The 11,836-nt window shown below is 74.3% G+C and carries 10 protein-coding genes; 5 read left to right on the plus strand and 5 right to left on the minus strand.

Annotated elements, in window-relative coordinates; genetic code table 11:
* The first annotated feature begins 43 nt into the window (after positions 1 to 43).
* Together WME89_RS13000 and WME89_RS13005 are read left to right on the plus strand one after the other, a co-directional pair.
* Complete coding sequence (locus tag WME89_RS13000) at positions 44 to 547, plus strand: helix-turn-helix domain-containing protein (RefSeq protein WP_438009497.1); 504 nt, start codon at positions 44 to 46, stop codon at positions 545 to 547.
* Positions 544 to 3,162 (plus strand): VIT domain-containing protein, encoded by a 2,619-nt coding sequence (locus tag WME89_RS13005; protein WP_438009498.1) that lies wholly within the window; start codon positions 544 to 546, stop codon positions 3,160 to 3,162. The genes WME89_RS13000 and WME89_RS13005 overlap by 4 nt, the downstream gene beginning before the upstream one ends.
* Before the next feature lie 45 nt (positions 3,163 to 3,207).
* On the opposite strand, the gene WME89_RS13010 is transcribed toward WME89_RS13005, so the two are convergent.
* The 4 genes from WME89_RS13010 to WME89_RS13025 form a co-directional block, all read right to left on the minus strand.
* Entirely contained in the window at positions 3,208 to 4,239 is a 1,032-nt protein-coding gene (locus WME89_RS13010; RefSeq protein ID WP_438009499.1) for an OmpA/MotB family protein, read from the minus strand.
* A 147-nt stretch (positions 4,240 to 4,386) separates the two neighbouring features.
* Positions 4,387 to 5,490, minus strand: coding sequence for an NAD(P)/FAD-dependent oxidoreductase (locus tag WME89_RS13015; RefSeq protein WP_438009500.1), 1,104 nt, complete (start codon positions 5,488 to 5,490; stop codon positions 4,387 to 4,389).
* Entirely contained in the window at positions 5,487 to 6,080 is a 594-nt protein-coding gene (locus WME89_RS13020; RefSeq protein WP_438009501.1) for an isoprenylcysteine carboxyl methyltransferase family protein, read from the minus strand. The genes WME89_RS13015 and WME89_RS13020 overlap by 4 nt, the downstream gene beginning before the upstream one ends.
* Entirely contained in the window at positions 6,074 to 7,171 is a 1,098-nt protein-coding gene (locus tag WME89_RS13025; protein ID WP_438009502.1) for a type III polyketide synthase, read from the minus strand. The genes WME89_RS13020 and WME89_RS13025 overlap by 7 nt, the downstream gene beginning before the upstream one ends.
* 185 nt (positions 7,172 to 7,356) lie before the next feature.
* On the opposite strand from WME89_RS13025, the gene WME89_RS13030 reads away from it, so the two are divergent.
* The 3 genes from WME89_RS13030 (at position 7,357) to WME89_RS13040 (ending at position 10,696) form a co-directional block, all read left to right on the plus strand.
* Positions 7,357 to 7,728: a DMT family transporter gene (locus WME89_RS13030; RefSeq protein ID WP_437625474.1), complete on the plus strand. Its 372-nt coding sequence runs from the start codon at positions 7,357 to 7,359 to the stop codon at positions 7,726 to 7,728.
* A 234-nt stretch (positions 7,729 to 7,962) separates the two neighbouring features.
* The gene (locus WME89_RS13035; protein ID WP_438009503.1) at positions 7,963 to 8,757 is read left to right on the plus strand and encodes an alpha/beta fold hydrolase; all 795 of its coding nucleotides are present in this window, start codon (positions 7,963 to 7,965) and stop codon (positions 8,755 to 8,757) included.
* Between the two features lie 13 nt (positions 8,758 to 8,770).
* Positions 8,771 to 10,696 carry a PAS domain S-box protein gene (locus WME89_RS13040; protein WP_438009504.1) on the plus strand — a complete coding sequence of 642 codons (1,926 nt, stop codon included), beginning with the start codon at positions 8,771 to 8,773 and terminating at the stop codon, positions 10,694 to 10,696.
* Between the two features lie 52 nt (positions 10,697 to 10,748).
* On the opposite strand, the gene WME89_RS13045 is transcribed toward WME89_RS13040, so the two are convergent.
* The gene (locus WME89_RS13045) at positions 10,749 to 11,708 is read right to left on the minus strand and encodes a hypothetical protein (RefSeq protein ID WP_438009505.1); all 960 of its coding nucleotides are present in this window, start codon (positions 11,706 to 11,708) and stop codon (positions 10,749 to 10,751) included.
* Between the last annotated feature and the right edge of the window lie 128 nt (positions 11,709 to 11,836).

Here is an 11,836-nt window from a genome sequence, read left to right on the forward strand (position 1 = left end):
TGCTGCTACTGTCTACTTGACAGCGTTAGTGTCGCGATGCAGGATGCTCCCCGTGACGACGTACAAGCTCGACGAGCTCGCGGGTGAGGCGGGCGTGGCGCCGCGCACGGTGCGGTACTACGTGCAGCGCGGCCTGCTGCCGGCCCCCGAGTTCCGCGGGAAGGACACCGCCTACGGGCGCGAGCACCTCGCCCGGCTCCGCGCCATCAAGGCCCTCCAGCAGGCGCACTGGCCGCTCGAGGAGATCCAGGCGCGCCTCGCGGGCGCGGGCGTGGACGAGATCGAGCGCATCGCGGCGGGGGCGCTGCCTCCCGGGGCGCCTCCCGGGGCGCCTCCCACGGCGATCACCCGCTGCGCCGGCCCGGACGGCGCGCCCGCGCCGCCGCCCCAGGTCGCCGGAGCGCCGCGCGGCGAGCGCTGGGAGCGGGTCGAGATCGCCGACGGCGTGGAGCTGCACGTGCGCAGCGACGCGCCGGAGCGCTCGCGCCGTATCGCCCTCGATATCGAGTCCCGTCACGCAACCCCTGCCCCGAAAGGCTCGCGATGAACCCGTCCACCGATCCGTCGCTCCCGGCGCCGATGTCGTGCCTCCGCTCCTCCGAGGGCCACCCGGTCCCGCTGCTCGGCGTCTCGCTCTCGGGCGAGGTCATGGGCGGCGCGGCGCGCCTCGTCGTGCGGCAGCGCTACAGGAACGACGAGCGCCGGCCGATCGAGGCGATCTACACCTTCCCGCTGCCGGGCGACGCGACCATCGCGGGCTTCGCCATGGAGTGCGCCGGCCGCAGGCTCGAGGGGGAGGTCAAGGAGCGGGAGGCGGCGTTCCAGGCCTACGACGAGGCGATCGCCACGGGCCACGGCGCGGCCCTGCTCGACGAGGAGCGGCGCAACGTGTTCACGGCGAGCGTCGGCAACCTCCTGCCCGGGGAGGAGACGGTCGTCGAGGTCGCCTTCGTGCAGCGGCTCCAGGCCGACGAGGGGGCGCTGCGGCTCATGATCCCGACCCTCGTCGCGCCCCGGTACATCCCGGGCGCGCCGCAGGGGGACCGGACGGCGCACGGCGGCGCGGCGCCCACGGGTCTCGTCCCCGACGCCGATCGGATCTCCCCGGAGATCGCGCGGGTCGATTATGGCATCACCCTCGATATCGCCTTCGATCTGGGGCGCGAGGTCGCGATCGAGAGCCCGTCGCACGCCGTCGAGGTGCGGCGCGAGGAGGGGTATCGCCAGCGCGTCGCGCTCCGGAGCGACAGGGCGGCGCTGGACCGGGACATCGTGCTGCTCGCCGCGGGCGCGCCGGGCGTGCAGGCAGGCCTCGTCTGCGACAGGACCCCGGGCCAGGAGGGGACCTTCGCGCTCACCGTGGTGCCCGACCTGTTCGACGCGAAGCGGTCGTCCGCCCGGCGCGACGTCGTGTTCGTCGTCGACGTGTCGGGCTCGATGCAGGGCGAGTCCATCGACCAGGCGCGGCGCGCGCTGCGCCTCTGCCTCCGGCACCTCGCCGAGGGGGACCGGTTCGGGGTGATCGCGTTCTCCAACCATTTCCGGGCGCTCGAGCAGTGGCTCGTGCCCTTCACGCAGCAGACCCTCGAGCGCGCGGACGCGTTCGTCGAGGGACTCGTCGCGTCGGGCGGCACGGAGATGCTGCAGCCGCTGCTCGCGGCGGTGGGCATGCTCGGCGACGCGGAGCGGGACCGCGTGGTCGTGCTCCTGACCGACGGTCAGGTGGGGAATGAGGCCCAGATCGTCGACGAGGTCGCCGGGCTGGGCAAGGGGGTGCGGATCTACACGTTCGGCATCGGGACGAACGTGAGCGACCTGCTCGTGAGCGATCTCGCGCGCCGGACGCAGGGGGCCGCGGAGTTCATCCACCCGGGCGAGCGCATCGACGAGAAGGTCACGGCGCAGTTCGCGCGGGCGACGGCGGTCCGGGTCGCCGGGATCGAGGCGCGCTTCGAGGGGGTCGACGTCGGCGAGCTCGCGCCGGCCGAGCTCCCCGCGCTCGTCGACGGCGAGCCGTGGGTGCTCCATGGCCGCTACAGCGCGCCGGGGACCGGGCGCCTCCAGCTGCGCGGGAGCCTGCGCGGGGAGCGCTTCTACCTCGAGGTGCCGGTGGAGCTCGCGGCGGAGGCGTCGCGGCCGGGGCTCGAGGCGCTGTGGGCGGGCGCGCGGGTCCGGGAGCTCGAGGAGTCGGAGCGCGGGCTGTCCGGCAAGCGCGCCGAGGCGATGCGCAAGCGCATCGTGGACCTCGCGGTGCGGCACCGGGTCGCGTCGAAGCACGCGTCGTTCGTGGTGATCGAGCGGCGCACGGGCGATCGGCGGGCCCACGGGCAGCCCGAGGCGCGGCCCGTGCCGGTGAGCGCTCCGGCGGGGTGGGGGATGTCCAGCCACCGCGGCCCGGTGATGGCGGCGGCCGCGTTCGTCGGGGCGCCGATGGCCATGTCCCGCGGGGCCAGGCCGATGGCCCCCGTGCAGCCCGTGATGGCCCGAGCCCCCGCGGCGCCCGTCGCGGCGGCGCCCGCGGCGCCCGCGGCGGCGCCCGCGCTCAGGCCGCAGTCGAGCTCCGGCGGCCTCTGGTCGCGCGCAAAGGGGCTGTTCCAGCCGAGCGCAGCGCCGGCGCCCGAGGGCGGCGCGGCCGGCTCGGCGCGCGACGAGGCCTCCGTGGGCGCCGTGGCGCCGGGCGGAGCCGCGGGATCGCAGCGGCGGTCCGGGCCCGGGTCGGTCGCCGCTCCGGTCCCGAGCGCTGCTCCCGCGGGGACCCCAGGGGACGACCTGGGGCGCTTTTTCGAGGAGCAGCTCGCGTCCGGGCTCTGGGAGCGCGGGGAGCCGACCGACATCGGACGGCTCACCAGCACGGCGCTGTGCCTCGCGACGTGCCGCGAGCAGGGCGTCGACTCGGCCCATCCCATCTACGGCGCCCAGGTGGCCAAGGCGGTCGAGGCGCTCTGCGCGCTGGCCGAGTCGCTCCTCCAGGGCGGTGGCGCGGACCGCGAGGTGGCCGCGGCGCTCGCGGCGGCCTACCTCGTCGCGAGCGGGCGACGGCTGCGGGCGCGCGTCCATGGCGTCGCGGCGGGCGCCGCGTCGGAGGCGGTGCGCGGGGTCGCGGGGGAGCTCGGGGACGCCGCGGCGCTCAGGAGAAGGGTCGAGGCGCTGCGCGGGGCATGACGGGCGCGCCGCGGCGGGAAGGCCGCGGCGGCGCGCGGGGCGTCCTCAGGGGTACGTGTCGTCCGTGCCCTTCGCGCCGGCCGCCGGAGGGGCCGGGGGGGTCGCGGTGGCCGGGCGCGCCGCGCCAGCCGGGGGGGCCGCGCTAGCCGGGGGGGCTGCGCCGGCCGGGCGTGCCGCGCCAGCCGGGGGAGCCGCGCCAGCCGGGGGAGCCGCGCTAGCCGCGGGGGCTGCGCCAGCGGGGCGCGCCTCGCCGGTCGGGCCTTCCACGAACTGCGCTGTCCCCTCCACGACGATCTCGAGGCGCGGATCCGCCGCCTGCGCGGGCGCACCGCCGCCCGCGTCGGCAGGCGCCAGGTCGGCGTGGGCCGCGAGGCTCAGGCGCGCGATGGGCAGGCCGGCCTCCTTGGGCTGCGCCAGGAAGAGCAGCACGGCGCGCGCCTGGGCGACCGTCACGTCCCAGCCATTGCGCCACGCCACGGTCGGCGCGCCGCTCGTCGTGTGGCCGACGATCTGGTAGCCGAGGCCCTTGAACGCCTCCTGGCCGCGGATGATCGTGGCGATGTCCCGCAGCGTCTTCTCCCCTGCCGGGGAGAACGCGTCGCGGTTGCCCTTGAACAGGACGCGGGTCGGGATCGAGATGACCACGCGCCCGTCGCGCGGCGCGACAGTGACATCCCCGGACGCGACCGCGAGGAACGCCCGCAGGACGCCGCTGTCGCGCTCGGACGCCGGGCGCGCCGCGGCCGCGTCGCCGCGCGGAGCCCCCGCGCCGAGGTCGAGGCCCTCGGCGCCCAGCGGATCCTCCCTCGGCGGCGCCGCGGCGCCCCCGCGCGCGACCTCCTCCTCGAGCTGGCGAGTGCGCTGCTGGCTCGTCTGCAGGTCGCGCTGGAGGCGCTCGGACCTGTCGAGCTGGGCCTGCCACTCGAACTCGGTGTAGCCGCACCCGACGAGGAGCGCGGGCGCGAGCAGCGCGGCCAGGCGGCGTCCCACGCCCGCGACCCGGGGGAGGGAAGAAGGGGAGACATGGGCGCTCCCCTTCACGCTCTCCGCTGCGACACCCAAAGCAGGCAATTGCACTTGGCAGGCTCCTTCTCGCCGGATCATCCGGGCCCATCCTGCTCGCGCCGGTGCGCTGAGCGGGCGGGAGCCTATCCGAGCGGTCCTGGTCCCACAAGGCGCGCGCGCCCGGCGAACGGCGCCGCGCCGTTCCGGGGTGCCCCGGGCTCAGCGCGGACTGAGCACCGCGCCTACCGCGTGCCGGAAGAGCCCGGGCGCGAGCGCGAGCGCGGAAAGGACGCCGTCCCGGAGGCGCGGGCGCCGCGCGATGAAGAGCACCGCGCGCGTCGCCACCGCGTAGCGCCGGAAGGCCCGCCGGAACACACGCTCGTAGCCGGCGAGCGGGGCCGCGCCGCCGCCGCGCAGGGCCGCGTCGAGGGCGGTCGACAGCGCCGCCGCGCTCACGAGCGCGAGCGAGATCCCCTCACCGGTGATGGCGTCGATGTAGCCGGCCGCGTCGCCGACCAGCACGAAGCGGTCGTCGTGGAGCCGCGCCGACGCGCGCTCGAGCGGGCCGCTGCCCCGCGCCGTCGAGTCGGCCGGCACCCCCGCCACCCGCTCCGCCAGCGCCGGGAAGCGGCGCACGAGGCGCTCGGCCGACGCGCGGCCCTCGAGCCGGTCGCCGTCCCACAGGAACGCGACCCCGACGCGCTCGGGCCCCGCGGGCGTCACGTACGCCTCGACGCCATCGGCGACGTGCACCTCGACGAAGGACGACCAGGGCGCGCGCCGGAAGTGCTGGCGCAGGCCGAGCCGGCGCGGCCCCGAGGCCGGCGCGTCCCAGCCGAGCGCGCGGCGCACGCGCGAGCCGAGCCCGTCCGCGCCGACGACGTAGCGCGCCTCCACGACGCCCCGCCGCGTGACGAGCCGGGCGCCGCCGTCCGCCCGCTCGACGCGCAACAGCGCCTCGCCCGCGGCGAGCCGCGCGCCGGCGGCCCGCGCCCGCGCCGCGAGGGCCGCGGAGAGCGCCGTGCGGCGCACGCCGAGCCCGCCGGGCGCCGGCAGCGGCGCCTCGACGCGAAGGCCGTCCGCGCGGATGTATCGGATGCCCTCGATGGGCGCCCGCTCGGCCGGATCGAGCTCGGACAGCGCGCCGAGCTCCGCGAGCGCGCGGCAGCCCTCGGGCATCACCCCCTCGCCGCACGCCTTGTCGATCGGCCACGACGCCTGGTCGAGGACGACGACGTCATGGCCCCGCTGCGCGCAGCCGATCGCGACGGCGAGGCCCGCCGGCCCGCCGCCGACGACGGCGATGTCGCACCGCGCGCTCACGGCGCGGAGGGCCGCTCCGCCGTCGCGCGGCGGCCCGGCACGAGCCGCGGCAGGTCGCCCATCTGCGCCGCGTACGCGGGCCCGAGCGCCGCCTCCTCGGCGCGGATGCGCACCCGGAGCACGGCCGCGTTGAGCGCGCTGAAGACGAGCGCGGTCAGCCAGGCGCCGTGGATGAGCGGGATGGCGACCATCTCGACGATCACGGCCGCGTAATTCGGGTGGCGCAGGTAACGGTACGGCCCGCCGGACACCGGCCGCGCGCCCGGCACCACGATGATCCGCACGTTCCACTGCTCCCCGAGCGTGGCGATGACCCAGTACCGCATCGCCTGCGCGAGCAGCGCGGCGGCGAGCGCCGCGAGCCCGAGCACCCCGGGGAACGGCCGGTCGAGCGCGTCGACCTCGAGCGCGCAGGCGGCGAGGAAGGCGGTGTGCATCAGCGCCATCACCCGGAAGTGCCCCTGCCCGACCTCGACGCCGCCCTTCGCGAAGGCGCGCCGCGCGTTGCGGCGCGAGATGACGAGCTCGGCCAGCCGCTCGATCGACACGGCGCCGAGGAAGGCGAGGTAGAGCAGCTCCGAGGTCACCATCGGAGCAGCGCGATCTCCGAGCAGAAGCCGGGGCCGAACGCCATCATCACGCCGTAGTCCCCGGGCTGGGCGCTCGCCTCGTCCAGGAAGTCGCTCAGCACGAACAGCACCGACGCCGACGACACGTTGCCGATCTCGCGCAGCGAGCGCCACGAGCAGGCGAGCGCTTCCTCGGGCAGCTCGAGCGTCTCGGTGACCGCCTCGAGCACCTTCGGCCCGCCGGTGTGGACGATCCAGTGGCGGACATCGCCCCGCGACAGGCGGTGCCGCGCGAGGAAGGCGTCGACGTCGCGGCGCACGTGCTCCCGCACGAGCGTCGGCACGCCCGCGGAGAGGACGACCCGGAAGCCGCTGTCCACGACGTCCCACCCCATCATGTGCTCGGTCTCGGGGTAGAAGACGGCCTGCGAGTCGAGCACCGCGGCCCCGCCCGTCCGGCCGCTCTTGCGGGCGGCCTGCGCGCCGCGCGCCACGACGGCCGCGGCGCCGTCGGCGAAGAGCTGCGCGGCGATCACGTTCGCCGCCGAGGTGTCGTCGCGCTGCAGCGTGAGCGAGCAGAGCTCGACCGACAAGAGGAGCGACGTGTGCGCCGGGAAGGCGCGCAGCGTGTCGGTGATGCGCGCGACGCCCGCCACGCCGGCCACGCACCCGAGGCCGAAGACGGGCGTGCGCTTGACGTCGCGCCGGAAGCCGAGCCGGTTGACGAGCCGCGCGTCGAGGCTGGGCGCCGAGATGCCGGTGACCGAGACGAAGACGATGTGGTCGACGTCCTCGGGCCCGATGCCCGCCCGCTCGAGCGCGGCGCGACAGGCGCGCTCGCCGAGCTCCATCCCGCACGCGTTCCAGCGGCGGTTCTGCTCGGCGAACGTCGAGGCCGCATAGTACTCGTCGATCGGCAGCGCGAGGTGCCGCCCCCGCACCTCGATCGAGCGCCGGACCCGCTCGACGAGCGCGAGCGCGTCGCCCTTGCCGGCCCAGAGCCGGCGCAGCCCGGCGCACGTCTCTTCCTGCGTTGCATAGTGCGGCGGCAGGGCCGTGCCCACCGCGGCGATCGTCGGGGCAAACGGCGCTTCGTGGTGGTCGGAGCTCATGGCGGGCGGCAGTCTCGCACCGGGGCAGGCGGCCGACCACGGCGATTTCGCCGTCAGGCGCCGCCCTAGGTTCACCGAACCTTGCGCGATGAAAGGCTTGCGCGCTTCACGGTTGATCCATGCCGCCTGCTGCGCCAGAGGTCTGCCGGGAATGGCGGCGCGCCGGCGCGCGCCGCACAAGAGACATGGCTCAAGGTTACCTCTTCCTCATCATCGCCCTCGTCTTCAACGCGACCGCGAACATCCTCATGAAGCTCGCTTCGCGGCGCGTGCCGTCGATGGAGGGGCTGTCGCTCGTCCAGAAGGGGCTCGCGCTCGCGACGAACTACCACCTCGTGCTCGGGCTCGTGCTCTTCGCCTCGAACATCCTTTTCTATGTCCTGGCCCTGAAGCGCATCAACCTGTCGATCGCCTATCCGATCATGTCGTCGGGGGGGTTCCTGATCATCTCGGTCTTCTCGGTCTATTACCTGCGCGAGACCCTCACGACGCTGCAGATCGGCGGCATCGTCATGATCGCGGCGGGCATCGCGATGGTCGCTTACAACATGACCTAGTCGCCGGGCGCTCGAGAGCGTGCATGGGCGGGCGTGAGGTGTCGCCGGGCCGCGCGGCCCCCGCGGCGCAGCGCGACGAGGCCGTCGGCCCGGCGGCGGGGCAGCTCGGCGCGGGGGCGGCGGATCACCCCGCGTCGAGGAATGTCGCCGGCGCGAGGCCGCTGCGCTCGCCCCTCCGGGTGGCGGGGGACCGTCTGTCATGCCATGAAAGGCCCAACAAAAGGAGCGTCGCTCGTGAGCATCCTGAGGCGGCATAACGTCAACGTCCTCGGCCGGGGGGACGTCGACATGATCTTCGCGCACGGCTACGGGTGCGATCAGAACATGTGGCGGCACCTCACCGGCGCGTTCGAGGACCGTTACCGCGTCATCCTGTACGATCTCGCCGGCTGCGGCGGTTCCGACCTGTCCGCGTACGATCACGAGAAGTACGGCTCGCTCGAGGGGCACGCGCGCGACGTGCTCGACATCCTGGGGGCGGTCGCGAGGGGGCCTGCTGTGTTCGTCGGACACTCGGTGAGCGCGATGATCGGGCTGCTCGCCGGGATCGCGGCGCCGGAGCGCTTCCGCGAGCACGTCATGGTCGGGCCGTCGCCCTGCTACATCAACGACGGCGACTACATCGGCGGGTTCACGCGCGCCGATATCGAGTCTCTCCTCGACACGCTCGACAGCAACTACCTCGGATGGGCGAGCGCCATGGCCCCCACCATCATGGGCGCGCCGGACCGGCCGGAGCTCAGCGAGGAGCTCACCAACAGCTTCTGCAGGACGGACCCGGAGATAGCGAAGCACTTCGCGCGCGTGACCTTCCTCTCGGACAACCGGGCCGATCTCCCCAGGTTCACCGCGCGCTCGCTCATCCTGCAGTGCTCCGACGACCTGATCGCCCCGCGCTCCGTGGGCGTTTACCTGCACAGGGCGCTGCCGGGCAGCACGCTCCGCGTCGTCGACAACATCGGTCATTGTCCTCATCTCAGCGCGCCCACGCCGGTCGTGGACGCCATGCGAGAGTTTCTCCTGGCGTGAGCCGGACCGGCCGATGACCTCTCCCGAGGACGGCTCCGGCGACGCGCTCGACCTCTACGAGCTGGCGGCGTGCGGCCTCCTCACGACGGCCGCCGACGGGACCATCCAGCGCGTCAACCGCACGATGTGCGGGTGGACAGGGTTCACCGCGGCCGAGCTCCTGGGCAAGCGCTTCCAGGACCTGCTCACGATGGGCAGCAAGCTGTTCCACCACACGCACTGGATGCCGCTCCTGCAGATGCAGGGATCGGTCGCCGAGGTGCAGCTCGAGGTGGTGCGGCGCGACGGCCGCGTGCTCCCCGTCCTCGTGAACGCCGCCCGCCGCGAGGCGAAAGCCGGCGCGGCCCCGGACGTCCGGCCGCCGGTCGACGTGGCCGTGTTCATCGCGACGGACCGGCGCAAGTACGAGCGGGAGCTGCTGTTCGCGAGGCGGCGCGCGGAGGAGCTCCTCGCGAGCGAGCGGCAGGCGCAAGAGGCGCGGGCCCACGCCGAGGCCCGGCTGCGGCTCGCGCTCGACTCGGCGCGCCTGTGCCTGTGGACCGTCGACCTGCGGACCGGCGCCCGCCATTACGAGCGCGACGTGGCTGCGTTGCTCGGGCTTCCGCCCTCCGAGGAGGTCACGCCCGAGGCGTACGCGGCGTGCATCCACCTGGAAGACCGCGCCGCCGAGGCCGCCGCGTACGCCGCCGCGATCGATCCGGGGCGCCGCGTGACGTACTCGGTCGAGTACCGGCTCCTCGGCCACGACGGCGTCGAGCGGATCGTCCGCTCCACCGGGCGCTCGTTCTTCGACGAAGGTGGCCGGCCGGTCCACTTCTCCGGGGTGATCGAGGACGTGACGGACCGCCGGAGGAGCGAGGACGCCGTCCGGCAGCGCGAGAACGAGTTCCGGACCCTCGCAGAGAACTCGCCCGACGTGATCGTGCGCTTCGATCGGGCGCGCCGCTTCGTGTACCTGAGCCCCGCCGCCGAGGGCCTCACCGGGAAGCCGGTGGTGGATTTCATCGGCAAGCCGATCGACCCGACAGGGATGGCGAGCGCGGACACGGACGCCTGGGTCGCGGCGATCGACGAGGCGTTCGCGGGGCGCCACGGCACGCTCGCGTTCACCTACGAGGTGCACGGCGGCCACCCGCGCGAGCTCCAGACCCAGCTCGTCCCCGAGCGCAACGCGCGCGGCGAGATCGTCACCGTCCTCGGGCTCACGCGCGACGTGACCGGCCTGCGTCAGCAGGAGCGCGAGGCCCAGCAGCGCGCGCTGCTGGCAGAGCAGCTCATCGGGATCGTCAGCCACGATCTTCGCAATCCGCTGAACGCGGTCCTCCTGGGGACGCAGCTGCTCGAGGACGCCGACGCCGAGCTCCAGCGCGTGACCACCAGCCGGATCGCGGCCGCCGCCCACCGCGCCAACCGGCTCATCACGGACCTGCTCGACTTCACGCAGGCGCGGCTCGGCGGCGGACTGCGCGTCGCGCGCCGCGAGATCCACCTGCACCAGGTCGCGGCCGATTGCCTCGACGAGGTGATGCTCGCCTGGCCCGCGCGCCGGGTGGAGCACCGGCGCACGGGGGACGGCCTGGGCCTGGCCGATCCGGACCGGATCGCGCAGATCCTCACGAACCTGGTCAACAACGCGCTGACGTACGGCACGCCGGACCAGCCGGTCACGGTGACGACCGCCGTGCTCCCGGGCGCGCTCGAGATCCAGGTGCACAACGCGGGGCGGCCCATCCCGCCGGAGCTCCAGGCGAAGATCTTCGAGCCCATGCAGCGGGGCGGCGCGCAGGCGAGGCCGGGGTCGCGCAGCGTCGGGCTCGGCCTCTACATCGTTCGCGAGATCGCGAGCGCGCACGGCGGCCGGGTGAGTGTTCGATCGACGGAGCGCGAGGGGACCACGTTCGTCGTGGTGCTCCCCCGCGCCGCCGGCGCCGGCGGCTGAGCGCCGGGCTCGAGCGCTGGCCCGGCGGATTTGCCAGGATCGAGCGCGCACCTCATCGGGCGTCCTCCCGATCGAAGGGCGAGCACGCCTCTGTGCCGCCGAGGTACGCCGTGTGGTCCATGAGCATGTACATCCAGGTGGCGAGGTCGATCGGCGCTTCGGCGAGATAAGCGCCGTCAGCCCCCTCGATGGCCGAGAGCGGCACGCGCACCAGCTCTTCCCGGGTCACCTCGCCGTCGGCGTTTCCATAGGCAGGATCGGTGTCCGCTCCGGCGATGGGGTCGAATCGCACCTCGGCCCCCGCTTCCAGGCGATCGAAGAAGAGGTGATCGCCGCGGATCGCGAGGTCGACCCGCTCGGTCGCGCCGGAGCCCACGCGAAATGTCGCCCCCGAGACCTCTTCAGCGGCCTCATCGAACCCCGGAGAGCAGAAATCATGGGCGACAAAGCTCCACCGGAACACCTTGGTCACACCCGCCTTCGTCGCCTTGCCCTCCACGTACACGCCGGCCGTCAGCGACTCGAGGAGCGCCAGATCCTCATCGGTCACGGCGTGGGCCCCCAGCGCCGTGTCGTCGCGCGAGCCGAACGCCTGCTCGAGCCGCCGGGAGCCCCCGCGGGTGACGGTGTACCCGACGATGTCGGTGACGTACGAGTCCATCGACTGGTCCACGCCCAGGCGGACCTCGGCGTCGGGATGGACTCGATAGGTGACGTCGGCCCGGGTCGCGAACATGCGATCTCGCGCGGTGCGGTTGCCGTCCAGAGCCGTCCGATCGAGCCCGAGGAGGACGCCCAGCCGCAGCTCGCCGTCCTTGAAGCGATGCTGGTACCTGAGGTCGAGGCGATAGAACTCGACGCCGAACACGACAGCGAGCCCGCCTTCCTCCTCCTCCCCGAGCAGATCGTAGGATCCGAAGCTGAAGACGGTGAGGCGATCGTCCGGGGTGACGGCCAGGCCGAGCGCGAGGCCGACACCGAGGTGCGAGCAGGGCGCCGCCGCTGACCGCATCTGCGCGAGCCTGGGCTGGACCGAGCAGGCTCGACCACGGCGTCGGTCCGGCAGGAGGGGTCAGCAGGAAAACGACGCAGTCGGTCGCGTTTCGAGCGAAGGACGACCGTGGCGCCGGCATTCACCAG

Origin of the sequence: Sorangium sp. So ce321 (genome assembly GCF_051530195.1) — a bacterium.
Classification (GTDB): domain Bacteria; phylum Myxococcota_A; class Polyangia; order Polyangiales; family Polyangiaceae; genus Sorangium.